This window comes from Faecalibacterium prausnitzii (genome assembly GCF_003324185.1).
GTDB lineage: Bacteria > Bacillota > Clostridia > Oscillospirales > Ruminococcaceae > Faecalibacterium > Faecalibacterium prausnitzii.
The window spans coordinates 122041-148332 of record NZ_PXUP01000005.1 but is presented as its reverse complement, the minus strand read 5'-3'; the positions used below and the strand labels follow the sequence as shown (position 1 = coordinate 148332).

General features: G+C 45.3%; 24 protein-coding genes. 2 read left to right on the top strand and 22 right to left on the bottom strand.

Annotated elements, in window-relative coordinates:
* Positions 1–13 precede the first annotated feature (13 nt).
* From C7J97_RS05130 to C7J97_RS05035, 21 genes are all read right to left on the bottom strand, one after another.
* Positions 14–1552 carry a BCCT family transporter gene (locus tag C7J97_RS05130; protein ID WP_113992169.1) on the bottom strand — a complete coding sequence of 513 codons (1539 nt, stop codon included), beginning with the start codon at positions 1550–1552 and terminating at the stop codon, positions 14–16.
* Positions 1553–2272, bottom strand: coding sequence for an NTP transferase domain-containing protein (locus C7J97_RS05125; RefSeq protein WP_113992170.1), 720 nt, complete (start codon positions 2270–2272; stop codon positions 1553–1555).
* Positions 2265–4049, bottom strand: coding sequence for an NTP transferase domain-containing protein (locus C7J97_RS05120; protein WP_113992171.1), 1785 nt, complete (start codon positions 4047–4049; stop codon positions 2265–2267). Before C7J97_RS05120 ends, C7J97_RS05125 begins: the two co-directional genes overlap by 8 nt.
* 181 nt (positions 4050–4230) lie before the next feature.
* Positions 4231–4896 (bottom strand): D-sedoheptulose-7-phosphate isomerase, encoded by a 666-nt coding sequence (locus C7J97_RS05115; RefSeq protein ID WP_113992172.1) that lies wholly within the window; start codon positions 4894–4896, stop codon positions 4231–4233.
* 20 nt (positions 4897–4916) lie between these two features.
* Entirely contained in the window at positions 4917–5702 is a 786-nt protein-coding gene (locus tag C7J97_RS05110) for a LicD family protein (RefSeq protein WP_170126637.1), read from the bottom strand.
* 31 nt (positions 5703–5733) lie between these two features.
* On the bottom strand, positions 5734–7278 hold the full coding sequence (locus C7J97_RS05105) for an oligosaccharide flippase family protein (protein WP_113992174.1): 1545 nt from the start codon (positions 7276–7278) through the stop codon (positions 5734–5736).
* A gap of 58 nt (positions 7279–7336) precedes the next feature.
* Positions 7337–8668, bottom strand: coding sequence for a D-glycero-beta-D-manno-heptose 1,7-bisphosphate 7-phosphatase (gmhB, locus tag C7J97_RS05100; protein WP_113992175.1), 1332 nt, complete (start codon positions 8666–8668; stop codon positions 7337–7339).
* Between the two features lie 21 nt (positions 8669–8689).
* Positions 8690–8842, bottom strand: coding sequence for a hypothetical protein (locus tag C7J97_RS15345; RefSeq protein WP_242983443.1), 153 nt, complete (start codon positions 8840–8842; stop codon positions 8690–8692).
* 294 nt (positions 8843–9136) lie between these two features.
* Complete coding sequence (locus C7J97_RS05090) at positions 9137–10138, bottom strand: GHMP family kinase ATP-binding protein (protein WP_113992176.1); 1002 nt, start codon at positions 10136–10138, stop codon at positions 9137–9139.
* Positions 10139–10188: 50 nt separating this feature from the next.
* Positions 10189–10431, bottom strand: coding sequence for a hypothetical protein (locus C7J97_RS15340; protein WP_147232744.1), 243 nt, complete (start codon positions 10429–10431; stop codon positions 10189–10191).
* A 79-nt stretch (positions 10432–10510) separates the two neighbouring features.
* Complete coding sequence (locus tag C7J97_RS15335) at positions 10511–10900, bottom strand: acyltransferase (RefSeq protein WP_113998214.1); 390 nt, start codon at positions 10898–10900, stop codon at positions 10511–10513.
* Entirely contained in the window at positions 10887–12104 is a 1218-nt protein-coding gene (locus tag C7J97_RS05080; RefSeq protein WP_113992178.1) for an O-antigen ligase family protein, read from the bottom strand. Before C7J97_RS05080 ends, C7J97_RS15335 begins: the two co-directional genes overlap by 14 nt.
* Before the next feature lie 2 nt (positions 12105–12106).
* Entirely contained in the window at positions 12107–13201 is a 1095-nt protein-coding gene (locus tag C7J97_RS05075) for a glycosyltransferase family 4 protein (RefSeq protein WP_113992179.1), read from the bottom strand.
* Positions 13202–13231: 30 nt separating this feature from the next.
* Positions 13232–14281: a glycosyltransferase gene (locus C7J97_RS05070; RefSeq protein ID WP_113992180.1), complete on the bottom strand. Its 1050-nt coding sequence runs from the start codon at positions 14279–14281 to the stop codon at positions 13232–13234.
* A 1-nt stretch (position 14282) separates the two neighbouring features.
* Positions 14283–15434 (bottom strand): glycosyltransferase family 4 protein, encoded by a 1152-nt coding sequence (locus tag C7J97_RS05065; RefSeq protein WP_113992181.1) that lies wholly within the window; start codon positions 15432–15434, stop codon positions 14283–14285.
* Positions 15435–15450: 16 nt separating this feature from the next.
* Positions 15451–16509, bottom strand: coding sequence for a glycosyltransferase family 4 protein (locus tag C7J97_RS05060; protein WP_113992182.1), 1059 nt, complete (start codon positions 16507–16509; stop codon positions 15451–15453).
* Between the two features lie 62 nt (positions 16510–16571).
* A complete protein-coding gene (locus tag C7J97_RS05055) occupies positions 16572–17354 on the bottom strand; it encodes an acyltransferase family protein (RefSeq protein ID WP_341458538.1) in 783 nt (260 codons plus the stop codon).
* Entirely contained in the window at positions 17282–17650 is a 369-nt protein-coding gene (locus C7J97_RS05050; RefSeq protein ID WP_113992184.1) for a hypothetical protein, read from the bottom strand. The genes C7J97_RS05055 and C7J97_RS05050 overlap by 73 nt, the downstream gene beginning before the upstream one ends.
* 620 nt (positions 17651–18270) lie before the next feature.
* Complete coding sequence (locus tag C7J97_RS05045) at positions 18271–19629, bottom strand: sugar transferase (RefSeq protein WP_113992185.1); 1359 nt, start codon at positions 19627–19629, stop codon at positions 18271–18273.
* Between the two features lie 72 nt (positions 19630–19701).
* The gene (locus C7J97_RS05040) at positions 19702–21906 is read right to left on the bottom strand and encodes a Helicase associated domain protein (protein ID WP_170126635.1); all 2205 of its coding nucleotides are present in this window, start codon (positions 21904–21906) and stop codon (positions 19702–19704) included.
* A 73-nt stretch (positions 21907–21979) separates the two neighbouring features.
* A complete protein-coding gene (locus tag C7J97_RS05035; RefSeq protein ID WP_113992187.1) occupies positions 21980–23134 on the bottom strand; it encodes a tyrosine-type recombinase/integrase in 1155 nt (384 codons plus the stop codon).
* A gap of 607 nt (positions 23135–23741) precedes the next feature.
* On the opposite strand from C7J97_RS05035, the gene C7J97_RS05030 reads away from it, so the two are divergent.
* The gene (locus C7J97_RS05030; RefSeq protein WP_113992188.1) at positions 23742–24077 is read left to right on the top strand and encodes a hypothetical protein; all 336 of its coding nucleotides are present in this window, start codon (positions 23742–23744) and stop codon (positions 24075–24077) included.
* A gap of 35 nt (positions 24078–24112) precedes the next feature.
* Here the strand turns inward: C7J97_RS05030 and C7J97_RS14815 are convergent, their stop codons facing one another.
* Positions 24113–24412 (bottom strand): hypothetical protein, encoded by a 300-nt coding sequence (locus tag C7J97_RS14815; RefSeq protein WP_207657560.1) that lies wholly within the window; start codon positions 24410–24412, stop codon positions 24113–24115.
* Here C7J97_RS14815 and C7J97_RS05025 point away from each other — a divergent pair.
* Positions 24411–26291: a DarT1-associated NADAR antitoxin family protein gene (locus C7J97_RS05025; RefSeq protein ID WP_113992189.1), complete on the top strand. Its 1881-nt coding sequence runs from the start codon at positions 24411–24413 to the stop codon at positions 26289–26291. The two genes, C7J97_RS14815 and C7J97_RS05025, sit on opposite strands and share 2 nt — an antisense overlap.
* The last annotated feature ends 1 nt before the right edge of the window (position 26292 follow it).

The window sequence follows — 26292 nt, the reverse complement described above, 5'->3', positions numbered from 1 at the left end:
TTATCTTATCAATTTATTCGTTTTGATACGTTTCCAGCTCTGCTTGATATTTTTTAGCATCCTTCAAAAAGCTCGCCGCAATCATCACGATGACTGCGCCAATCGGGAATGCCGCCACGATGCTGACCGACTGCAGATTGTTCATAGAGCTTTCCGCAAACAGCAATGCAATGGGCAGCAGAATCAGCAGGATGCACCACATCAGCTGGATGCCCTTATTGGGCTGTTCATCGTCCTTGAGAGTGTGGTAGCTATAGCAGGAAGCTGTCAGTGCGATAGAATCAAAGGACGTTGCATAGAAAGCAATCATCGTAATCAGAACAGCTACCATAACGACCGGTGCACCCGGCATGGTTTTGATCATATCCACGATCATGCCGTACATATCGCCGTTTTCCAGATATTTCGCGATAAAATCCGCCTTGTCAGTCATTTGCAGTCCCATGGAGTAGTTACCCAGCACAATGAAGCTGGTCAGTGTAGAGCCCACGCCAAACACATAGCCGCCCAAAATTGTCTGGCGTACCGTTCTGCCACGGGAAATGCTGCCAATAAAGAACGGTGCTGCCACACACCAAACCATCCAGTAGGCCCAGTAATAAATGGTCCAATTTTGGGGGAAGTTGGAGGTACGCAGCGGGTCGGTAAAGGTGGAAAGGTCGATGAAATTCTGCATCATCCGTCCCAGTGAGGAGAAACCAGTTTCGATAATATACCGGGTCTCGCCGCCAAACAGGAGGACAAATGCAAGCAGCCCGAAGAATAGATAGATGCAGACATTGGCCAATTTGCTGATGCCCTTGAAGCCATGCAGCAAAGAGTAGGTATACACGGCGCAGGTGATCAACAGGATGATGATATTGATGACTGTGCGACTGACAGCAACATGGAACAGCTCTCCGATGATGGTTGCCATCAGCGGTGTTGCTACGCTGAAGGTAGTGGCCGTACCTGCCAGCAAAGCGAACACCGCCAGCAGGTCAATGATGCGACCTGCCCAGCCATCGGTGTGCTTACCCAGAATCGGGCGGCAGGCTTCGGAGTATTTCTGGCGAGTTCTCTTTCTCACATGGAGCATAAAGCCGAACGCTACCGCCAGCACCAGATAGAAACCCCACGGGATAAAGCTCCAATGGAACAAGGGATATACCCCCGCCCAATCCTGAATGCTGCCCATCTCTGCCAGATGGGGGTCGGTTGCATACAGCACCCATTCCGAAAAAGAGTAAAACAGGATATCCGCAGCAAGACCGCAAGTAAACATCATGGATCCCCATGCAAAAAAGGAATACTGAGGCTTTTCGTTGGGTTCACCCAGAACAATGTCCCCGTACTTCGAACACGCAATGTACAGTGACAGGATGAAAATACCCAGTCCGATCACCAGATAATAGGTACCAAAGGTATCTCCGAAAAAGAACCGGATCTGGCTCAGCACGGCATTGGACTGTTCCGGTGCAAAGAAGAACAGAATGCACAGGGCAATGATAATGGTCAGTGGGAGCAGCGTTATCATCCAATCAATTTTCCCACGCTCTCTATTTTTGTTCATTTATGCTTCCCCCTCATATTTTTTGTAGCTGGAATCCAGAGCAGTCAGTTCACTGAAGTTGTCCACCTCAATAATATCGCCCTGATTCATGGGACGAATTCCCAGTCGATATTCTTCCGGATAGCAGAACAGTGCCACATCATCCCAGTAAATCTGACGATTCTGCTTCTGTTCAAACTCGATTTCCAGATGGTGCTTCAGTCTTTTTCCGTCCTCTGCTGTCCAGCGAGAAATGCTATATAACTGCCATCCACCCTTGCCGCCGGTACGGCTACAAGAGGTCACGATTCCATCTTCTACAGTTTGCAGCCACTCGTCCGTTTCCTCGTCCGTCCATACGCTGTTGTAGCCGGAACGCTCAAACTCCGGAGCCAGAATATCCGGGTTATAGATAATTTGATCGCCATCCAAAATAATCGCATTTTCGATGTGATCTCTTGCCACATACAGGGATGCGATGTTATTGCAGGTATCAAAGTAGGGGTTTTCAATCAGTCGAACGCCGGGATACTCTGTCACCAGCGGAGCGAACTGTTCTTTCAGATAGCCCACCACGATGTATATCTCCGAAATGCCGTTTTTGTGCAGCCCCTCAATTACCGTATCAATCATCCGCTTGCCGTTTACCTTGACCAGCGGCTTCGGCGTTGTCAGCGTGACCGGGTGCATCCGGTTTCCCAACCCGGCCGCCATAATAATGGCTCTTTCTACTTTAGGCATTTTCCTGTGCCCCACTTTCCCCTGATTTCTTCAGTTCATCCTGAACGATTCTGTAGTAGTCTTTTGCGTAGCGATACTGCCGCAGGGAATACTCGCCAAATTCCACGCCCAGATTCCGCTTATACTCACACCAGTTGCTCCATAACAGTCCACAAGCAGCAATGTAGCAGTAAATCTTGATCCGTGTCGCATCATCGCAACCGTCTGTGAAATATGCCGCAATCAAGCGATCCACCTGCCGCTTGTTGTAAAGTGAATAAATGCAGAACATTGCGATATCCACATGAGGATCCTGCATACCTGCATACTCCCAGTCAATCAGACGAATTTCCTCTTTTCTATCCTTCTGGACAAACAGGAAGTTGTCCGGAACTGCGTCAATATGCGTCAAAATCTTCTCACCTACATGAGCATCAATATAAGGCTTCAAAGACCAGACATTCGCTTTGGTTTTCTCATAATCCTTGTAGACAGAAGGAGTGCCATCCCACAAGGTTTCGTAGAACTCCATCTGCCCGAAAATGTCAAATTCATGCGCCACCTTCAGCTTCAACGCATGGAAATCACGCAAACGGCTCATGCACTTCTTGACATCCTCATAGTCGGTAGGGTCGCATACCCGGGCACCCTCCAGAAATTCTGTGATCTTATAGCCGTTATCCGGGTTAATATAGGCAATATCGTCACAGATGTTTTTATCAGCGATGGCATGATACACTGCCGCTTCCTGACGGCGGTTGATAAGCTGGTCTGTGCCCTCTCCTGGAATGCGCATAATGTACTTTTTGTCCTTACAGGTAAACAGGAAGGAACGGTTGGTCATTCCCTTTTTCAGGACTGTGATGTCCGTGACTTCCTCCGGTTTTGCGCACAATGCCTTGCAGATCAAACGAATCGCATCCGTTTTCAGTTGGTTGGAATCGCTGTCGATCTCACGAAGCTGTTCGTAGGTATTGATTTCCACAACATCTGCCGAATGCACCACCCGAGCTGCAACGATCATGCGATCCTTATTATAGAGTGCTTCTTCCCAAAACGAACCATCGTACTGCGGTTTCTTGCAAAGTTCCTCTATACGATTGGACACCGTATCAGCGTCCTCTTTTATAAGGTAGCTGATACCAACCATCGCATTGCCGCCAGCGTTTTCCGGCACAGTTACCAGTTCCATCTTGCGGTTTACACGAACATTGCTTTCGTTTTCCACAAGATCGCTGACCATATACCATGAGTACAGCTCATGACGGTGAAACGGATTGCGGTCACACCAGATGTCGCAAGGGACAATGTACGCATTCTCCAGATGCTCTTTTACCAATCTGAGAGAGTGCAGATTGTTCTTTGCGGCATAGTCCGGGTTAACCACCAGTTCCACGCCATACTCATCCATCAGGTATTCATATTTTTCCTTCATGAAACCCACAACAACATAGACTTCCTGAATTCCCACTTCATGAAGCTGCTTGATGATGCGTTCAATCAAAGGCTCACCATTGACTTCCAAAAGCCCCTTGGGCATTTCTGTGTTGATGGGGACCATCCGCATACCAAAACCGGCTGCCAGGATAATTGCTCGTTTGGGAGTCTTATTCTTGTACTCTAACACAGCTTTGGCTGTGGGACAAATTGCTTCGTTCAGATACCCTGCCTTAATGAGTTCCTTGAGGGAACGGTTTACTACTCCCAAGGAATGACCCGAAACCTCCGCTAAAACACGCTGATTGATGAACGGCTCAAGTAGCAGAGCGTTCAGAATATCGCTTTCTTGTTTATTCATGTACACTCCTCCATCGCTTTTTGGTGAACAGTTTTGTAAAGCAAAAACTTTCATTCTCAAAAGCTTCTGCTTGCACTATCTGTGCTCATCAGTCTCTAAAGATATCCTTGATTTTTAGAATTCTGATTCAGTTTTATCTACCATTCGTAAGCGCTTGTTTTTTGTCATTTCAATTGCCTAGTTAATGGTTCTTCTCCCCAAAAAATCTGTCTTCCAGCATCAGGCACAGGCAATGATAGATAGGCAGATGTAATTCCTGAATCATATAGGTCTCGGTCTGCGGAGCCTTGATGCACACATCGCTCATATCCTTCAGTTTGCTATCCTTTGCCCCCGTCAGTCCAATGACCTTCATTCCCTTAGCGTGTGCGGTTGTCGCCGCAAACAGCACATTTTTGCTATTACCACTGGTGGAAATGCCAAGGAATACGTCTCCAGCCTTACCATAGCCGTTGACCTGCTGTGCGAAGCAGAGTAGTGGTTCACAGTCGTTCATGTAAGCTGTGGACAAAGCAGGATGACCATCCAACGCAATAGCCGGAAGCGCCCCCTGCAGGTTTTCTGCCAGAACAGAACCGAGTTCCTGATTTTCCGCAACCAGTTTTTCTGCGAAGTCAGTTTCAGGCTTACGGGGCAGCTTGAACCCCTTCATCAGTTCACCAACGATATGCTCCGCGTCTGCTGCAGAACCACCGTTGCCAGCCACAAGAAGCTTTCCACCATTCTCATAGGACTCCTCCAGCAAAAGGTATGCGGCAACAATATCATTCTTCGCCGATTCTAAAGAAGGGTATCGTTCTACCAGCAGGTCAATGTGTTTGAGCAGTCGATCATTCACTTTATTCATTTCATTCCCTCGACATTATTTCAATTCCACCACACGTCCTGTATATGGTGTGGTTTTTGTTGTTCAATCGGTGGCAGAGTCATATAATCACCATATGTATTTCTTAGAATGTTATCATAGCCAGACGGAATATAGAATTCGCCATCTTCAAATCTGTGCAACATTCGCTCAGAAAAATCCTTGCGATCATATAGAATGCAATCACCTTGAATGCATATGAGTTTTTCTCCGTGTACGGATCTATACTTTTTTGCCAATGCCAGTTGTCGGCGAAGTATTGATTCTGTTCGATGCCAATTAAGCAGCCCAACTATTAGTTTCGACCTTAAATTCATATTTTGTTTTGCATATTCCCATGACGTATCTGCATACAGATTCATTGCTCGCAAGAAATTCCCTTGCTTAATCCATTGCGACATTTCTTTTTCATCTTGGGGTGCATCATCTAATACCCATACATCAACAAAAACGCCAATTGGATCTGTTCGTTTGAAGGCCTTCTCAATTAACGAAGTTCTTGAATCACATATCTTTAGCAAATCGCGAGGAAAGAAATGCTCTTTTGAATTTGGTCCTGCTAAAAACAAGCCATGCGATTCTCCCCATTGAGGGAATTCTCTTTCAAACTTTTCAAACCCATCCCGCATAACAAAAATGTCTATATCGTCATCCCATGGAATAAAGCCCTCATGTCGAACAGCACCGATCAGCGTACCGTATGTTAAAACATACCAGATTCCTTTTTCTTCACAAAACTGATGAACTTTTTTCATGATTGAAAGTTCTATGGTTTTCAATTCATCCAAACTTGTTATCTCGCGCATTTTCTTTCCTCTCTCATTTATGAAGCAATTTCTTAGCCAATGCAATCATCTTTGAACGTTCACTTCTGTCAAATACACATACCATATAAGTTACAGTTCCAAATAGTCCAATCAGGCAGACGTTAATTATAAAACCCGTCCACGATTTTACTATAATTCCGCCAAAAACAATCCTTACTACACTAACAAGAATCAGATCTGACACCACAATTCTTGTGATTGCTCCATAGAATGACATCAGCGGTAAGTCAATACACCAAGCCGAATATAGCGGGGTAAAGATCAGGAATGTAACAAACCCCAATACCGTAGTTGTTCCAACGACCGCATATAAATCAAGTTCTGTATATGTCAATAAGACAAACATACTAATCACGTTTAATGCGCCACTAATCACCGTCACAATACAAGCAGCTGTATTTTTCAAAGATAGCGTATAGGTATAAAACATTGGATTTGCTACACTTTCAAAAACAAAACCAATCAACGTAACGATAGCAATTCTATTTAAGAGACTGCTATCATTGTTGGGGGTCCACAGCTCAAAGTACGACTCTCCCAATACAGAGAACCCTGCTAAAATGACCCCTGATAGAATCCCCAAAAGCTTCATTTGAAAAATTATTGTATCTCGCACTCCAACTTTATTCTTATCGGCATAAAGCTTCAACAACGTCGGCTGAAAAGGCTGTGTAATTAGTGGAGGAAGCGCAGAACACATTGATGCCACTGTCTTAACAATCGAAAGCTGTCCCATTTTTAGCGCATCCAACATCAAGTTCGTAACCCAAAGATCCAAACCTGTATTCAGAAGATTTCCGATTTGATTAAATGCACTCCACAGCCCCCTACCTAGAAGTTCCTTTACAGCAGAAAAAGAAAACGAATTGCTCCGGCAAACAAGATCCGGAGTTAATTTCTGCTTCACGCCGAAATTGATTGTTCCATAGACAATGCTCGAAAGCAACAATGCAGCTCCAACAAACCATACCTTAGGTTTAAACAAGGAAAAGAGTACTATAAGAATCAACGCCTCAGCGGTGTATGTAACAATTTTCGAAACACTAATATACTGAAGTCTGTTTTTTATGTATCCAGATACCGTATAAATATTAGCGAGCGCAAGAACCATGCAGTTTACTATATCCAAATAAAACAAGATTCTAACGTCATGCAGTAGTTCATCTGGAACCGAGAAAAACGATCTAATATTTTTTGCCAAAAATAGTGCCGCACCTAGGCTAACCGCAATTAATAAAACATCAGCAATTACAACACTGCTATAGAATGAATTCGCTCGTTTCTTATTTCCTTCGTGATAGGCTACTACCACAAATCGTGACGCATATGCATTCAAGCAACTAGTTATTATCACACCATAATTAGCCACTGTCTTTGCCAACGAAACAAAACCATATGCTTCCGTTCCCAATGTATTCGTGATATATGGCGTTAGGAAAAAAGAAATCATGTAGTTAATAATCATTGCAAATACTGAACACAGCATCGCTACAACAATTTGAATTTTATCGCCGCCTCTTGAATTCTTAATTCCCATTTAACCACTCCACTTGTTTTATTATTTCACAATCCGTTCAGTTGCAATAATGGAACACTTAATTTCTCAAATAGCTTTCCACAAAGTCCTTCAAAGACGATACCGTCACAGTTTGTCCGCAGGACTCAGAGCCAATCAAAGCAGTCTGACATCCGGCATTCTGACCCGCCTTGATATCATTTTCCCCATCGCCAATCATCCAAGACTGCGACAGATCAATGTTAAAATCCCGTGCTGCATTCAGCAGCATTCCAGGTTTCGGTTTGCGGCAATCACAGTCAAACTTCAGTTCTGGGCGCTCCCCTTCATATCCCTTATGCGGATGGTGTGGGCAGAAGTAGATGGCATCCAGATATGCGCCTTCTTTGCCTAGAAGTGTCTCCATTTTGTTGTGAATCTCTTCGAGTTCTTCAAAGGACACTTCACCACGGGCGATCACAGGCTGATTCGTAACAACGATTGCCAAATAACCAGAAGCATTGATTTTTTTGATTGCATCTGCAACGCCGTCCATCAACTCAAACTCGGCTATGTTCCGTAGGAACCCCACATATTTATTGATTGTACCGTCCCGATCAAGGAACACCGCTTTCTGCTTGTTCTTCAGATTCTTACCGGAAACGCGACCAGTCTTGTAGTCCTCGCATACAGAGTAATAGCGTTCAGGCGTACCCATGTCCTTCACATACTCAGGACTATCGTAGCAGAACATCTTTCCGGTACCCGCCAACGGCTTAAGGAGCTGCCGATCCAGGTCAACCTTGATGGGTTTCCCGTTCTCTCCAACGGTGCCAACCTTGTCCGCATCAATTCCTGACCGCTCCAAGATAATTGGATTGATTACATGAAGTCCTGCATTCACACGGTTGCGGTAGTATTCCGGGCGTTCATCTTCCTTCGCCAGCCATTGCTCGACAGCTCCATTTTTATCAGCAATAATGAGTCCGCTATCGTAGGGATGGCTATTTGGATGTGTGAAAAGAGTAACCAAACCGCCATGCTGTTTATGAAATGCAACGAACCGGTTGAAATCCACATCGAACACCGCATCTGCATTCAGCAACAGAAAATCCGAATCCAACTTATCCTTGATTTTGAAAAGCGCACCAGCATTACCCAGCGGCTCCTTCTCAAAATAGTATTCAATATGAACACCAAAGGGTTTTCCTGTTGCCGGAGATACGCCTGAACCATCTCCGAAATAGTCCATGATGATGTTTCCGAGATGAGAAACGGTCAAAATAATGTCTGTGAATCCTTGGTCGCGCAGACACTCCAGCTCACGTTCCAGAACAGGCTTTCCTTCGATTTTTATCATCGGCTTGGGGATATCACTGGCAACAGAGGAAATCCGAGTGCCCCTGCCGCCTGCCATTATTACTGTTTTCATTGTTTTATATCTATCAATACCTCATGCTATTACATTTCTACTCTTGATAACTGCAGGAACACCAACTGCAATCGCGTTTTCCGGCACATCCTCTAAAACCACAGCATTTGCCCCAATAATAGAATTATCTCCTACACTAATATCTCCCAAAATAACTGCTCCCGCACCAATCATCACGTTATTCCCAATTCGAGGCGGCAACCCAGGTTGTTTGTTTTCTGCCCATTTGCATCCAAGTGTAACATTACCGAATATGCGGCAATTCTCGCCAATCGTACATAGCTCATGCACAACGCATCCCACTCCGTGATGATAGAATACTGTTCCTTTACCTATCCGCGCTTGCGCTGATATTCCATTTCCGCATAGCACGTTATACAGGATTTCTATGAGCCTTGCAATGTGGTGTGCCCCCCCCCACATACAATTGGTGACTTATTCTCCACAATTTGCTATTCATAACTTTCCTCAATTCTTTGGTTCATACATTTCCGGTGTATAATGAATAACTCTCGTTCCACCGTCTTCAAATTCAAACGGAATATACATCAAATCCCGCATTGCCCAACGAACAGCATCCTGGTGATCCGGCTGCACATAGAACACAAGGAATCCTCCGCCACCAGCACCGAGCAGTTTTCCACCCAGCGCGCCGGCAGCCATGCCTTTTGCGTACAAATCATCAATGCTATTAGTCGAAACAGCCGAACCGGTTTGACGTTTCAGTTTCCAAGTGTGATCAAGCATTCTGCCAAAATCATCGAGGTCAGTGTTCTTGTCGGTCAAAACACGCTCCGCATCATCAACGAGCGCAAGCATTTCCTTAAGTTGAGCAGTCTTATCCTGCTTACCTACAGCGTTTGCTTTCTGCACATCAGAAGAGAAACGAGTAAAGCCCGTAAAGAACATCATCAGATTTTTATTAAGCTGCTTTTTACGATCCGGTGAGATAATAACCGGCAGCACTTCGTAGCCGTCCGCATTGAAATTGATTCGGTTAAATCCGCCAAAAGACGCTGCAATCTGATCTTGCCAGCCACCGGCCTCCTGGCACAGGTTGCGCTCAAGGTAAATTGCTTCGTCCGCCAACTTTTTCTTGTCCGCATACTTGCCTTTGAGTGCGTAAAATGCGTTCAGCATTCCAACAGCGAAGGAACTAGATGTTCCCAGGCCAGAACGTGCAGGGAGATCGGCTTCATATGTAAGGCGGATTTCGTGCATGTCAAGCATCTTCATCGCATTTCGAATCGCCGGATGCTGAATATCATCGATGTTTGTTACACGCTCCGTCTTTGAGTAGGAAAGCTCTGTAGAATAATCAAAGAACCGCGGCAAATGACGAACGTTCACATAGCAATATTTGTCGAAGGTAGTGGAAAGGACAGCACCACCATTCTCCCTAAAAAAGCTTTCCATATCGGTGCCACCACCGAAGAAGGACATCCGAAATGGTGTTTTCGTGATAATCATTTAAATCTCTCCATATTCAGTATGTTTGTAGTTTTTTCTTAATGTAAAAGTTAAATCCCACAGTCTTTAAGGAAATCTTCAAAAGACAAATAGACCGGGTCAGACGCCAGAAAATTTTTACAGACATCTTCATAATCATCACCTGTTAAGGTGAAGAAATTTTTATGTAACTCTATGCTCTCTTGTGTTCGAGGAGCATACAACCAATAAAAACCGTCCTTCATTTCTTCAACTGTTGGCCGCCGTCCGGTATTATGATAAATTTCCAATGCACATTTTTTTGCATCGTCCACCCATCTATTTTTTCTTTTCTGGTAATACTCATCCAGTGTGCAAATAACTCTTGCCGGATTTCCAGCGATTACAACATTATCAGGGTACCCCCCCCCCGACAACGGATCCAGCACCCACAATACAATTGTTTCCAATCGTCGTTCCTGGAAGGATAATTGAATTCATTCCCAAAAAACAATTATCGCCAATTTTTGTTGGCGCCGTGCCTCCAATAAATTCACCAAACACACGACGTGCCACTGAAATCGAATAATCGTGTGCCAAAATAATAACTCCAGTCGTTATCTTACAATAGGATCCAATAGAAATCAGATGCGGTTTTTGAATATCTACCGATGTATGTCTCGGCGAATAAAAAATAGTGTGATCTCCAACGTAAATATTATTTCGTTTAAGATAATTGATATATGCTTCATTTGAACAATGATTAGGATCAATCACTTTTTTAATTAGATTAATCAATTTCATAATTTCCCCTCATTCTTGTAAAATCTTCACACAAAACAGCCACATAGTAGATGAACATTGCCAAAGCCTGTCCAAAATAGTTTTCCATCATGCTCATGATGACAAATAGAAGTTGAATATAAAGCGAGAAGTCCTGTGCAATATTATCCATATCCGAAGCATGTTTCTTTTTGCTGTACGTTTTGATGAAGGTCCAAATGATTGGTATAAACCAAATAACACTACCGATTAGACCTCGTTCAACCAATACCGCCAGATATGCATTATCTATTAATGCACCGCCACCAGCTAAACTGGAATTGCCAACTCCATATCCGAATAATGGGTAATTCCAGAAATTTGATAATGCATTTCCCCATATAGTTTGTCTGCCATTCATCATATTGCCCGAAAGACGATCAAATTTATCCAGCAGACCTTGCATCCCTGGAATCCAATCTACGCCAACCGAAAGCAAAAAAGCGATACCAAGAAGTAGTAACACTATCTTTGAAAATTTGCCTCCGCTTGTGTCAAAGTAAATATATGCCAGCACAAGACAAAGTGCCAACAATGAACCTCTTCGTGTTGTAAACAACACACCTGTTAAAAACAAGGCAACAAGAACGATATATAAAATCTTCGTAATACTTCTTTTTGAATGCTTAGCAAAAATAGCTGCGCATATTGCACCAATTGTCATATACATTGCTGCCATGCTAGTTTGAACCGTAAAACCATAAAAGGAGGCATTATATGTCATCTGATACAGAATATCCGCATGAGAATATGACGGAAGTAACGGAAGGATGATACTTTTATAGGCGTTTGGTACAAATACCTGAATGTATATGCAGATCAAATGAACGACACAAAAGCCAAGAGTTGTCTTCATAACTTTGGTTGTTGTAATGTTCCTACCTATCATAGCTGCAACGCCAAGATAGACAAAAAAATACACGTCATTTATTATTGATGTCCATGCGTCCGCAGAAAGAAAGCACACTAGAAAACCAACATACAAGAATTTAAACAGCGTTAATTCTGTTCCTTGAAGCACTTCTCTTTTCATCAGCAGAATCACAAATGCTATGGCAAATATAGTTGGCCAAAAAATCTTTGGATCAAGTCGAAGGACAAACGATGACGAAAAGAAATAGTGCCACAACACAATAAACAACAAGAGGGCACATCCTTTTTTGGGTCTTCTCTGGTTTATCAGCATTATTATTTTTCCCCTTCAATTTTTTCTAACATGCCCCTTACATTTGCGTTCCAGTCCATATTCTTAGAATAGTACTCGAGAATCTCTTTCTCAAAGGCTCTTGCGGTTTCAGAGGTCATTTCAATCAGGGCATTTTTCCACTCATTTTGTGTGCTACATATAATGCCCGTCTTTCCATTCACAACGAACTGTGTCAGCCCCGCAACATTTGATACAACAACCGGCTTGCCAAACAAATATGCCAGCGGAATAATACCACTTTGAGTTGCTTCAATATACGGTAATACGGCTGCCGTCATATGATGAAGTAGCCATTTCATTTCTCCATCATCGATATACCGATTGATAACTGTGAGGTTATTGCACTGATTAATCAGGCTTTTTTCTTCCTCTGTAAAATTTCCACCGCCTGCTATAACCAGCGGGAGAGCTTTATCCGAAATATCCTGATATACTTTTAATAGATTTCCAATGCCTTTATATTTATCAATCCGTCCAAAGAACAGCAAATAATCGCTTTCTGCATTCATTTCCACAGGCTTAATTTCATTTGCATCTGGCAGATGCGCTCCAAGCGTTATCATTACAGCTTTTTCTTTATAGTGCGGATACAGATTACCAAACGTCACAACACTCTCCGGAGACATCAACACAAACTTATCTACACGTTTATAGAACCTTCTATTTATGAATTCCGTGTATTTCTCCAATAAGACCATCCGCAGGCTTCTGTTATTTGTAGGATGGTGCGTTCCTGCGTCGTGGAGCGTTAAAAGCTGCTTGATTTCGCCTTTCAAAAACATTCCAACATTTGAACATATCACGCTATCGTCCATATACCAAATGAACTCAGGCTGAATATTATTGATTCTGCCCGCTATTTTTTTATAAGGAGACTGATCAATTACTTTCTTTTCTTTATGGTATTGGATGAGATCAGTCTTTGCAATCAAGCTGATGTCTGTATCATGAATTTCATAGGGCATTACAACCTTCACGTCGTACCCTTCTTCGACAAGTGTCTTGTACAACTGTACGGTTAGCTGTAAAATTCCACCTTGCACGTTTGCTGTAAAAAGAGCTATTCTTGCTTTCACGCTGATATTTCCTCCCCACCTATTGTTTCTTTACATCGTTTGCCGATAAACCTTATCCAGTGCTTCCTTATATGTTTTAATATCCAGAATTTGCGCTGCCTTTTCCAATGTAGCGTGATGCAGGTTCTGGTACAGTTCTTTATTTTCCAGAACATCCGTGCAACGCTCGATCAGGACATCGTCATCATCGCTCAAATACCCTGTCTTACCATCATCGACGATTTCCTTCAGTCCATCCGTCGGTGTGCTTACAATCGGCACACCAAGTGCCATTGCTTCCAGAGCGCACATCGGAAGCCCTTCCCATCTCGAAGTCATAATCAGAATTTTAGCCTGCTTCATTGCCCCATATGGGTTGCTGCTATATCCCAGCATATCGATGCTATGCTCCGCATGGTGCTCGGCAATCGCCTGCTTTGTTTCTGCCTCCAAATCGCCTGTGCCGATAATAGCGGCTTTCATCTTCGGATACTTTTCTGCTATTCCAGCAAGTACTTTGACCAACCTCTGGGGGTTTTTTGGGGGGGTCAATCTACCCACATATACAATATCGTAGGCATATTCTTTTTCATCTTGTGCGGCCTTTTTATAGACTTCTTCTGCGTCGATTACGTTATAAAGGATGCTGCTTTTTCCCTCGAACTGTTCATGAAATGCATATCCTTCATATGCAGATTTCGACACCCAAAAAATATGCTTTGCTTTTTGGGCAGCATACCTGTAAAACAACGCTTTCGCAGAGATTCCTCGAGAGTCAAAATTATTATTATGCACATGGGAAATCAGCGGAATCCTTCCGCAAAGCAATGCTGCAAAAAAAGATGCTTTCATGTCGTGAGCATGAATAATATCTGGTTTTTCTTCACGGATAATGCGCTTAACTTCTGACAAGGACCATTCTTTCATCGGCGCAAACCGCACATTACGTTCTTTTAGTGCCTCACGAATTTTCCCATCTGGACTGCAGTAAAACATTTCATACTCTGCATCGTTCTTAAAGCACGCCATAATTTGGCATGCAACGTTTTCCGCCCCTGAAAAACTCGTTCCTGTTAAAAGATGCATGATTTTCTTACTCATCTTACCTATCCTCTACACTCTTATACAGTTTCTTAAGACTTTGAATGGCGTGATCTAGATCGAAGTTCACAACATTATTGCTATTTCTTGTAACCTCGCGCAGTCTTTCGCCTTTATCTACTATGCTCCTCATCTTATCTGCCAGCTCATCTGCGTTCTTCGGGTCAAACAGATAATCACTGTCACCCAACAAATCAGTACACCCACGGATCTTTGAAGCAATACAGGGCAAACCTGACGCCATTGCCTCCATCAGCGCTCCGGGCAGGCCCTCCCTAAAAGACGTAAACACAAAGCAATCACATGCAAGGAGCACTTCTGGAATGTTGCTCTGAAATCCAAGCAGTTTTACTTGTTTTCCAACGCCAAGCTGTTCGGCCAGTTCTACCAGGTACTTTCGGTTTTCGCCTTCACCACAAATTAGATAATAAAAATTGAGATCATTGGCCTTTGCGAGGGCACGAATCGCCACTTCCTGATTTTTGTTGTCATTAAGTTCTCCCACAGATACAAAAACAAATGCACTCGGGTCTATGTTCCAGGTCTTTCTCAGAGACAAACGAATCTCCTCACCCTTTTCTGTTTTGCGTTGTTCCTTATCAAATTTTGACAGATCAACTCCAACACCAGGAACTTTTTCTACTCGACCATTTTTCTTTAACCGGAATTTTTTTGCCTGAACATAATCTGCATCATTTATTGTGATAAGCATATCCGTAAAGTGCGCCATATATCTTTCTATCGGATAGTAGCAAATCCAATTTTTTATGGGGGCACCTGTCCAAAAATGAAATCCATGCGCCTCATAAATCACATACGGAATTTTAGCCTTATTTGCACAGATTCTTCCTAACACACCACCAATCGGAGTATTGCAATGAACCACATCGTATTTTTCTCGCTTCATCAGATCGAGCAACTGTTTTTTAGCAAGCGTGTAGTTCTTCTTTGCTAACGGATTTCTGTCGCAGTCTATGTGTTCTGCTTTAATTCCGTATGTTTTGCAGTCTTCTTCATATAACTGTTTGTCTGCGTGATCCATATTGCTGACAATCGTAAAATCAATATTCAATTGTCTTGCTGCAATAATCGCCGAACGCATAAACCCGTTTATTCTCCGTCCTGACTGACTCGTTACATATAACAGCTTCATTTTCCGTCTCCATTATTCAGAACAGTTCCATAAAACGATTCATAGCGTCGCCTGTTGCATATTTTTTACTACCATACTGGTAAGCATAGCTACTCATCGTATCATATTCTTCTGTACTCAGTTTCATAGCTTCCTTTAGCTTATCCGCAAACTTTTTATTATCGCCCGCCTCAACAAGATAACCGCTCTTCCCATCATCCACCTGCTCCGGAATAGCACCCACAGCAAACGCAATGACAGGTCGGCTATACTTGTAAGCGTCGATAATAATGCCGGACTGAGAAGCAGAATTATATGGAACGATTACCCAGTCACAGTTAATGAAAGCCTCCCGCATTTCTTCATCAGTGACATAATCATTGTTGAGCTTTACATTTTTCTCTTTTGCAAGTTGCTCAACAACTTTCTGCATCTGCGGATCAACCCGACCAATAACATCAAATTGAATATCCGGGCACAGGCGAACAATCTCTAACAGGTTATCTGCACCTTTGTAAGGATTGATTCTCCCAAAGAAAAGAGCACGACTACTATGTACCGGGGACGTATATGCTGGATATCTACGCCACAATTCCAGATACTTTACACGGTCTGCGCTGATTCCGTAGCGGCCGATCATATCCTGAATATAGGTTTTGTTGCGCAGGACAATCGTATCTGCGAACTTAACCACAGCCTTGTTCATCAAATCAACCATCTTGACCTGACTGTCTCCTTCGTGTGGAATGACCTCGTGGATTACCTGATAGGTCTTGGCTTTTCCAGACATAATCATAATCGGAAGATTCCACGTATGCAGACTTTCAAAATAAATTGCGTCAAAATGTTCCTTGCGGATACGATGAATAATCGAAACCAACAGTGGGAGATTGAATGTTTTCTTTGTTACACCAGGCCTTTCCGGGCAGTCAACCAGCCATGTATGATCTGATTTCTGGAGTTCCACCTTCGGAGTCTTGATGCAAAGCAAGTAAGCATCCCAGTCACTTCGATTTCTCATTTCTTCGTACATTCCAAACAACGTATCCTGATGATCCGCATTGTCTGAAAATGTCACTAGAAGTACTTTTTTCATCTCGAATTCCTCTCCCACTAAAACAGCCCAGACTCATCTCAAAGAGTCTGAGCCACATTTTCTCAGCTACACGCTGAGTTATTTTTTGCTCGAATCAAATTTGTCAAAAATTCAAAGCTAGAGAACATCGCCTTTCGCAACGAGTCAATTGCAACTCCTGTCACAAAAATAATAGCGGTAACTGCAACAACCCATAAAACGGCGTATGGTTTTTCAATCACTTTCTGAAGTGAAAACAACTTTTCAAAGAGATACGTCATATTAGCCGGATACATATGGAACAGGTACACTCCAAAAGTTGCTTCCGCCAAATAGTCAAGTACTTTGTTGGTCCTTACCTTCCATGAAGTTCCCCACATAAAGAGTCCAATCGATACCATCATAGAAACAGGACGATAATTTCCACGCATGAAATAGCAACTATACTCTGCGGCAAATGATATCTTTTCCCCTACTAAATCAAGTACAATAATACTTATAACGGCAACACTGTATGGAATCAGTATCAATGCCTTGAATCCTGATTTATGATTTTCATACGTTATTCCCATTCTTTTAATCATTATCACAATTGAGTACAGCATTAAAAACGCAAGTAAATTATTAGCGCCCCAATTAATAAACGGAACAATTGTTGAAACACTCCAAATCACAAGCATGACTGTCGTAAACTGCTTTAGGACATCCACAGAGAACCCCATAAGTGCTTTGTGATAGAAAGGCCAGATCAAAAGAAAAATCATGTACGTTGTTGGGTACCACCACATTCCTGTCAGTGTTGGAAATACAGATTGGAGCAGTAATATTTTGCTCTGCCCCCCCCGAAAATAAATGTGCCAATACACATCGAGAGTCCGTAAAATAAAACCGTTTTTTCAATTTTCCAGCACGACCTTGCCGAATAGTTGAGATCTACCTTTTCATCTGGTTTTTTGCTCAGAAACCACGCCGAAACCAAAAAGAACAGGTTATTGCCAATAAAAGCGTTGTTCCCTAGTATCTGCAATGCAAGTTTATTACCTGTTATTCCTATAACCTGCGTGTCAATGTTAAATGCATTCTTTGCCACAAGATGATGTGAAACAATCATGAGCATCGCAGCTATTTTTAGAATCTGAAAGTTTGCTTCTTTGTTTTTCACAATATCACCTCATATTTGCTTAAGCCGTTTATTCCTTATATCGTCCTCAGCATTGTAATCTACACACAGCCGCTATGTCTTGTACCACAAAAACAAGCGTTTCTGCGGCTTGTACTGCTACAATAGCTACAGTAAGTCATGTGCTTATTCCAGACCCCACTCATCCACGCTACAGTAGCTCCCTTGCTTTTGCCGGATCCCCCCACACGAATGAGTATCTCTGCGACCATGTGTTTATCATCATCTTGCTCACACCCGACTTGTTATCTTCAAGACCGGGATGAAATCGCAGATGAGGTTATCATTGCTCCGTCCCGAAACCACTGTGTAAATATCAGCACATCTCATCACAGTGCCATCTGGCATAAACCCGCGAGCTACCGTCGCATCCATAAAAGTGCTTTTTCGGGGCATAAAAGCTTCAATTCATACTCGTTTTGCCCGCTCTCACGCCCATATTCTTGGCATTTTGCACGGTTATAAGCAGCATTTCGGCTTCACACAGGACAATCTGCCAACTTTCCGGCTTAACGCTACTGTAAAAGCTGCTTTTATGCCTGACCCCACTCCGGAATTTCTTCTAATTTTTAGCAGTCTGAAATGTGCGAAAACGTCGATACTTAGTGGTTTTCTCCACTCATAGCAGTGGTTTGACCCTCAGAAACGCCCTCTGTACTCTCCGGCATAAACAAAATCTTCACGGTTGCCAGCATAATCTTCAAATCCTCGATCAGGCTGGGATGTGCAATATACATCAGATCCATCTGCAGCTTATCGTAGGGGGTGGTGTTATACTTGCCGTACACCTGTGCATAGCCGGTCAAACCAGCCTTTGCCTGCAGACGCAGCGCAAACTCTGGCATCTCCTCGCAATACTGGGCGGCGATCTCCGGGCGCTCCGGGCGGGGACCAACAACAGACAGGTCACCCTTCAGGATGTTCAGCAACTGCGGCAGCTCGTCCAGACGGCAAGCGCGGATAATGTGACCGACCTTTGTAATGCGGTCATCCTTGTCGCCGGTGGAAAGACGTGCTACGCCATCCTTTTCTGCATCCACACGCATGGAGCGGAACTTCAGAATTTCGAACTGCTTGCCGTCCTTGGTCAGGCGAACCTGCTTGTAGAAGGCGGGACCACCATCGGATTTGACCGCAATGGCTGTGATCAGAAACAGCGGGCTCAAGATAATCAGTGCCACCAGCGAGATTACAATGTCCATCGCGCGCTTGATGAACAAGAATTCCGGGCTTGCCATGTAGCGACCGACGCGCAGCATCGGCAGATGGAACATATGCATGGGCCACGCGCCGCTCATAATAACGTCGCCAACGCGGGGAATGACGAACATATTGATGCCCTTCCCTACGCAGTGTTTCAGAATAATGTTTCGCTCATGGCTGTGAACACCACTGACAAAAACAGTCTCCATGTCGTCCAGAATGCTCAGGTCTGCCAAGCACTCCGACACGCTCAGGGTAACCTGCACGTCGTATTTCTGGTTCAGACCATACTCGTTGATGAGCTTTTCCATACCATGACGTACATCGTAGACAACTGCGGTCTTCTGCGGCGGGAAGGTCGTATAGTACCATTTATGTGCACAAGATGCCCAGATCGCGGCCATCACCAGCTGCCCTACAATTGCCGCAATACCCGGCAACAGATTGCAGAGCTTTGCCGACATCAGGCAGATTACAATGTATAAGATGCCATCGGTTGCCATCGCACCAAGGATCTGGCCGTACACCAGCTCCGAGACCCGCTGCATGGACATCCAGAACGCATCGTAGACCTTGCCAAGTACAATGTACAGGATAAAAAACAGGCCTAAAATCGCAAAATGACCCTCCCATGCCAGATTTGCATAGGTCTGGTGCGAGTAGTACAGGAACCAGCAGGCCGCAAACGGCAGCTCGATCATCAGAACATTCAGGATCTTCACGACCCTCAACATCACATCATGCTGAAACTTTGACATAATCCTCTCCAATAACTCCTTTAGATTTTCTTTTTACGACCCAGATTACAGCAACTGTTTTGGGTCGCGTTATTAACTACACAAACCGATATCTTCCCCCGTTTTGTGGTTAGCCGAAACATTCAGTTTTTCGCTTTCCCTATGAGGTCCTTGTGCCAACTCCAACCGGCGCGGTCTCGAATCCGCTTTCTCCCACCGCATCCCGATTGCATCCAGCTTTGCAATCCGCTCCTCTGTCAGAACAGCGCAGCTTTTTTCAGGATTCTGGCGGGTGTACCTCTGCCGCTTGACCCAATTTCCGAGGTTGTAACCGCCCGGCGACACATATTCTGCCGGGACGTTCAGGTCGCCGTGGGCATCAAAGTAGCGCTTCGCTTCCTGATATCCTTCGTTCCACTGGCGGTCATTGCGGTTGCCCCAGTACATTCCGATACGGTTGAGCCGTTCGACCTGTTCGTCCGTCAGCTTTCCTTTCGGGTACGCCCATTGCTGACTTGCGACCCATTGCCCCAGCCGTTCACCAGCCGCTGTCACATAGGAACGCGGAATGTTCAGATTGCCATTCTCCTCGTAATAGGCAGCGGCCAGCGCATAAGCCTTTTCCCACTTGGCATCGAAAATGTTCCACACCATACCAAGCTCATCAAGCTGCGCGATGCGCTCTTCCTTCAAGCGTCCGTTCAGCTTTTGCTGTCTGGTCTTGATGATCCACTGCCCCAGTGGATAGCCGTCCAGGTCGGTGTATTTGCCGGGTACCATCAGATTTCCGTAGGTATTGCGATATTTCTTTGCGACCTCAAATCCGTGTTGCCACGCAATTTCCTTTCGGTTGCCCCAGACCATGCCGATGCTGTCCAGCCGTTGAATCTGCTGCTCGGTCAGGTTGCCTTGGATCTGTCCCTCACGCACCCGGCGCTGGGTGACCAGCCACACGCCGAGGCTCAGACCACCGGGCGTGGTATACAGTTTCGGGACGTTCAGGTTGCCGTGTTCCGCATAGTAGATGCTTGCCTCGGAGAAGTAGTGCTCCCAACCGGACGAAAGGCTCGCCTGCAGCTGCTCGAACAGCACCCGGCAGTCATGCACCTGCTCGATGACCTCGAATCGCTCGGTGACGATCCTATCGCCCTCACCGTTGGCATAGAGCCGGTGGACCGCCTCCTGCATCTCGCCTTGCAAACCGGAAATACTGGTCAAGCCCTCGAAATTGTTGACAACATCTAGGATAAGCGGCGTTGTATTATCCCCAGCGGTCAGGGCACGTCCTATCTGCTGCTTGTAGATAATGGGTGAAATCGTTGGACGGAACAAAATGACACCGGAAATGCCCTCCACATGGACGCCCTCGTTGAGCATATCGATGCAGAACAGCAGCTTCAGCCGGTTGGTCGTATCCGTCTTGAAGTCCGCAAACGCCTTGTCCGTATTCGGGTCATCTGAATAGGCCTGATACACCACAACGTCCGGGTTGACCCCGGCGAACCACTCCGGCACATGGGACACCATCTCGTCCATGTGCTCCTTGTTGACGCAGAACACAATGTACTTGCCAGCCTTATTCGTGATATGATGGGCAAATACTTTATCCAGGCCGTCTGCCTGCTCCAGTGCGCGGCGCAGCGCGTCCAGATATTTCTGATTCACATCCTGAATGCCCGGTGCCCGCAGGTTGTCCACCCGTGCCTGATACTTTGCGAGGGCTTTCTGGTACTGATAAACCGTGGTCACATATTTCGGGGCAGGCAAAATCCCCCTGACGACTGCTTCGCCAAGGGTCATGTCACTCGCAACACGGCTATCGAAAAGTTCTTCGGCCATATCGCGGTTATTATCCAGATATCGGATGTTTGTTGCCGTCAGCCCCAGAAGCTTTGCATCCGGGCACAACTTTAATAAAGCCACTGTGCTTTCGCCCCAACATTCAGCACCGGCACGGTGGAATTCATCGAGTATAATATAGGCGGGCTTTTGCGCCGCAATTTCGTCCAGCTGTGCCTGCGTACAGCACATCAGTTTGGCGTAGGTATAAAAGTGAACGTTTGCCAGCGGAAAATCCGGGTCGTTCCTTTTCAGGCTCTCCAGCTGGGTCTTAAAGATATATTCACTGGGAGAAAGCCAGATCACGACCTTCTCCGGGTTGTCCTCGATCAGCTTGAACGCAATATAGCTTTTTCCGGTGCCGGTGGGATGAACAATGGCAGCCTTGCCATACTGGTCCATCATCCGGACTGCCGCATGATATGCTTTCTCGTTGTGCTCAAACAGACGCAATGCCACCTTGTTCACCCCTTCCCGCAATAAAGGGGTATCCTCCACAGTGATAATGAAAGACCATGTGCAAAATCCGGCGTTATTCCATTGGATTTAATGTTTTCCCGCCCCTTATAGACACCTGATGGGAGAATATCCGGTTCATCTCCCGGCGCTTTCGGCTCAGGTCAGAGTGCACATAACGCTGCAAGGTGATGTTAGCGTTAGCGTGTCCTAACAATTCGCTGAGGGTCTTTACATCGCACCCCGCCTGCAGACAGGTCGTCGCAAAGGTATGGCGTAGCGCGTGCGGACGTACTTGCCGGACAGTTGCCTGCTTCAGATATGCCTTGATGCTTTTCCGGTAGCAGCGGGGTTCGGTAGGCTTGGACTCGTTTCCGGACAGAAACCATGTAGAATTACTGGTATTTCCGCGCAGCTTTTTCAGGATAACAAGCAGTTGTCTCGGGATTGGAATTTCCCGGCGCGAGGTGCGGGTTTTCGGCGTTTGGATGACTACCTTTGTATGACCGTTTCCACAGGAAATTCGACAGACCGTCCGATTGATTTTCAGTATTCCAAGTTTTAGGTCAAAATCACCCCATTGCAGGCCGCAAATCTCACCAATACGCAGACCTAATTCAAGCCCCAATAGTAGCCCAATCTTGCGCGCTGTTGGATTCTCCTGCACATATTGATAAAGCCGTTGCTGTTCCGTGGGGGAGAGTGGCTCAGAAATTTTATCAACAGCTTTTGGCAGTGCTACTTCCAGCTCCATCGGACGGATCAGGCGTAAATGCGCGGCATATTTGCAGATGCGTCGCAGCATCGAGAGGCATTCCCGGGCAGAGGATTTCCCCAGTGGCTTGTGTGCAGCATCCATAGGCGTGATGATCTGCTGCATGGCCTGTTCCAGAAAGCTTTCCTCAAGGGACGCAACGGGCACTTTGCTCAAAACAGGAAGAAGATACTTGTGCAGGGTGTACGAATAATGCGCATAGGTGGATTCTTTTATACTGTTCCGCAGGGAGTGCAGCCATACTTCAGCCAGTGCTTCAAAGGTCAGGTCGGTTCTTTTCAGGTTGTAGAAGCCCGCCTCGGCTTTTTTCTGGATCAGCACCCGTTTGACCTCTGCATAGACTATGCCGTAGACGTAACCCCACTGGATTTTGCCCTCCGGCGTGCGCGCCTTGATGTACCGGCCTTCCCACCGACCATCCTTGCGTTTGTGAATGTTTTCTCCCCGTCGTGCCATTTTGTTTCCTCCTGCGGCTTGGACACCCACCTGACCACTTATTTTGTCCACCATCGTTTATAGCTGGGTTTTTCATGCAAAAATGGGCAATGTGCAATAAACTTTCAGCTTCTGCGAGTTTTTTTCTAAGGTCAGGTGGGATACATTTGTATGGTTTTCTATTGATTCCCAGATATAACCATGATAAAATAATAGGAGAATTCAAACAACGATGTCGAAAGATCGGTATCCTCCATTATCACTGTGGAGGATACTTTTTTGTTAAAAAAATCTTTACTCACCATTACGCAGCCGCGTAATGGCCATATCATAAAATACTTTTGCAGTATACGCAGCTGCGTATACAAAACCGCACGAACTTCTGTACCATCATATTGAGGTGAACTTTATCATGACTGTAAAAGATGCCGTTGCCAAACGCTTTGAACAGCTCTGCGATCAACGGGGGATATGTCCCAACGAATTGGCGACCCGCGCCGGTGCATATTCCAAAATCGATTTATTGTTTTACTCATAGATATATTTTTATTCTACAAACTGCACCTCTTGCGAACACAAAAAACGCGTGTTATACTGAAGCCATCAAAAAACATTGGAGGTGTCCCCTATGCCCCGTCCCAAAGGAAGCAAGAACAAGACCAAGACCGTAAAAGCAACCGTTGACTTTGCTGCGCAGATTGCCGAAAAGCAGTCCGCAAAGGAAGCCGCTGCTGCCGAAATCGCATCCATCACTGCGAACATCGATGCGCTGAAAGCTGACCTGAAAGCCAAGAAATCCGAGCTGAAATCTATCGACAAGGAAATCGCCAGAATCGAGGCTAAAAAGGTCAAGGCTGAAACCAAAGCAGCGGAATCCGCAAAGAAAGCTGAAGCAGAGGACGTGCTGAAAAAGCTGCTGGCAAGCGGCGTGAGTGCAGACGATATCCTCGCAAAGCTGAAGTGATTTAAAATTTCTGACGCAGCAGTTGACGGAAACATCTACGTCGCAAGCAGTGCAACTTGGTACCAACTTGCGATTTTTGAATCGGATTTTTCAAAATCCAAATTCAAAATGCTTGTTGGGCTGTGCCCAAACCCCTTGTGTTCTGCGTCCGGTGGATGCAGGCTGCGCATTTTTGCAAAACGCTTTTTTGATCTGAGTGCCGATGCCTGTGGTATCGGCACTTTTTGCACAGATGGATTCCGGGAAGCAGAAAATAGTGCTATGCAGCACATCCGGGATTGTGCTATACTTGATTTACATAAACCTGTTTGCCCTAAAAAGTTGGAGGTGTTCATGGCTACACGAACCATTTGTTTTCCCATATCCGGCTACCCCTATTGCAAAGAACAGCCGGTGACATTCACATGGCTAAACGGTAGCAAGCGGCAGAATATCCGTGCCGTCCATGATGCCGTCCATACAACAGACCCGGATGTTTCCATTCTGGAAATCAGCTCTGCATCCGTTCAGCCGGAGGGTGAGGCTGTTTCATCTCTGCGGCTTCTGCTGCGTCTGGATTCTGTTGCGCAGGATGTGCCCATCAGCACGGTTTTTGAAGCCGCCAAGGTATTTGAACATGGTGGGCCATTCGCTGACCTTCTGACCTGTGCGCCATCCAAAGTCCATAAGGACACTCGGCTGCGAACCAATGGAAAGCTGCTGCGCTACTCTTTGGAAGGAAGTGAGTATCCGATAGAGCCGTACCCGGATTCATTTTTTGAGTGGCTCTACTGCCGTGCGTTGAAGCAGTTCCCTGAAAAGGCTGCGCAGCTGAGCAGATATAATGCCTTTTCTGATATTGCTGCCGCAGCGGATTCTAAAAAATATTATGGCGATTCCTCGCGGGCAGCTGCAATCTATGTAGGACTTGCAGCGGCAGGAAAACTTCCGTGCATCGATTCCTATGAATCATTCATTGCGGAAGTTTACACGGAGCCAAAGCCCTTGCCCAAGTCTGGAAAATCTGAGACTGCTTCAAAAAAGACACCCGAGGTTTCTGCACCAGCAAAGGAGATTCCGGTAGACGAATCGTCGCAGTCCGATAATGCAAATATTCCGGACGGTGCACAGATGGAGCAGATCCTTGAGCTGCCCAAAGCGACCTGTCTGCTCCTCTCTTTGGCAAAAAATGCTGGTCTTTCTGCAAACAATTCCAGTGAGCTGGCGTATAAGGGAAAGGAATTTTTTCTTGCCGCTTATCAGAAAGCACTAAAAAACAAAACGCTCCAAATCAATATTCATAAGAACAAGATTACTTTTCCGATGGAGGAGCATGACAGCGGATTTCATGCGGTCGGAGTACTGACCCGTTCGCCTGCTTGGGAATACGGATGGAAGTTCAACTATCTGGCCGAGAATACACCCGGAGCAGAAAAGCCCGAAGTCAAAGCAAAAATCCAGAAGCCTTTGACCGCATTGGAGCATCTGGAACGCTGTGGGTATAAAATCGTTCAGCAGGTCGTGCCGGAAAAACTCCCACCGATTGCTGTTCAGCGGATGGCATGGAAAACAGGCGAGGCTCTTTGCGACCCGGTGGTGGTGGATTTCTTGCAGTTTATCCGAACACATATGCAGAGCGACGGCTCTTTTTCGTTCCGTATTCCAAAGGGTGCGTCCAAAAAATCGTTTGCCACACTTTCAGAGATTGCTCAGACGTGGGACAAAATGGGACTTTTTGCAGCCATTGTGATTTATCCGCAGAATATCGTCTATGAACTTGCGCAAAATGAAACCGTCCGGCATTTTTTGAGCGGAAAGTGGCTGGAGCTTTTTGTAGAGCATCAGGTTCAGCAGATCCTGAACCACTATCGGGAGGAGCAGGGCGCTGAAGTTTCGGTTTGCTCCAATGTGGTCCTTTCAGAAACGGCATCCGTAGGGAGCACGCATGAGCTGGATGTCGTGTTCTCCATCAATGGAAAATTTTTCTGGGTAGAAGCCAAATCCTCCAGCCGAAGCATTGATTATGGAAAATATGCTTCTCTGTGCGAAAAGCTGAATGTGACACCAGAAAGCTTGCTTTTGGTCAACAGCGATTTGTCCGTGGAAGAGTGCGAAGGTGTTTCTTATTTCTGGAATTACCGTGTTGCAAATTGTGCAACGATCACGCAGGAACTGGAAAGCATGATTGCCAAACAAATTGAAAGCACCGGAAATGCTGTTCTGAGTACAGACTGAG

Coding starts and splice junctions, on each gene's coding strand:
- C7J97_RS05125 (WP_113992170.1), bottom strand. CDS start 2,272: ATGCCTAAAGTAGAAAGAGCCATTATTATGGCGGCCGGGTTGGGAAAC.
- C7J97_RS05120 (WP_113992171.1), bottom strand. CDS start 4,049: ATGAATAAACAAGAAAGCGATATTCTGAACGCTCTGCTACTTGAGCCG.
- gmhB (WP_113992175.1), bottom strand. CDS start 8,668: ATGAAAACAGTAATAATGGCAGGCGGCAGGGGCACTCGGATTTCCTCT.
- C7J97_RS05105 (WP_113992174.1), bottom strand. CDS start 7,278: ATGGGAATTAAGAATTCAAGAGGCGGCGATAAAATTCAAATTGTTGTA.
- C7J97_RS05065 (WP_113992181.1), bottom strand. CDS start 15,434: ATGAAGCTGTTATATGTAACGAGTCAGTCAGGACGGAGAATAAACGGG.
- C7J97_RS05030 (WP_113992188.1), top strand. CDS start 23,742: ATGCCCCGTCCCAAAGGAAGCAAGAACAAGACCAAGACCGTAAAAGCA.
- C7J97_RS05045 (WP_113992185.1), bottom strand. CDS start 19,629: ATGTCAAAGTTTCAGCATGATGTGATGTTGAGGGTCGTGAAGATCCTG.
- C7J97_RS15345 (WP_242983443.1), bottom strand. CDS start 8,842: ATGATTGGTGCGGGAGCAGTTATTTTGGGAGATATTAGTGTAGGAGAT.
- C7J97_RS05130 (WP_113992169.1), bottom strand. CDS start 1,552: ATGAACAAAAATAGAGAGCGTGGGAAAATTGATTGGATGATAACGCTG.
- C7J97_RS05025 (WP_113992189.1), top strand. CDS start 24,411: ATGGCTACACGAACCATTTGTTTTCCCATATCCGGCTACCCCTATTGC.
- C7J97_RS14815 (WP_207657560.1), bottom strand. CDS start 24,412: ATGAACACCTCCAACTTTTTAGGGCAAACAGGTTTATGTAAATCAAGT.
- C7J97_RS05035 (WP_113992187.1), bottom strand. CDS start 23,134: ATGGCACGACGGGGAGAAAACATTCACAAACGCAAGGATGGTCGGTGG.
- C7J97_RS05115 (WP_113992172.1), bottom strand. CDS start 4,896: ATGAATAAAGTGAATGATCGACTGCTCAAACACATTGACCTGCTGGTA.
- C7J97_RS05060 (WP_113992182.1), bottom strand. CDS start 16,509: ATGAAAAAAGTACTTCTAGTGACATTTTCAGACAATGCGGATCATCAG.
- C7J97_RS05070 (WP_113992180.1), bottom strand. CDS start 14,281: ATGAGTAAGAAAATCATGCATCTTTTAACAGGAACGAGTTTTTCAGGG.
- C7J97_RS05090 (WP_113992176.1), bottom strand. CDS start 10,138: ATGATTATCACGAAAACACCATTTCGGATGTCCTTCTTCGGTGGTGGC.
- C7J97_RS05080 (WP_113992178.1), bottom strand. CDS start 12,104: ATGCTGATAAACCAGAGAAGACCCAAAAAAGGATGTGCCCTCTTGTTG.
- C7J97_RS15335 (WP_113998214.1), bottom strand. CDS start 10,900: ATGAAATTGATTAATCTAATTAAAAAAGTGATTGATCCTAATCATTGT.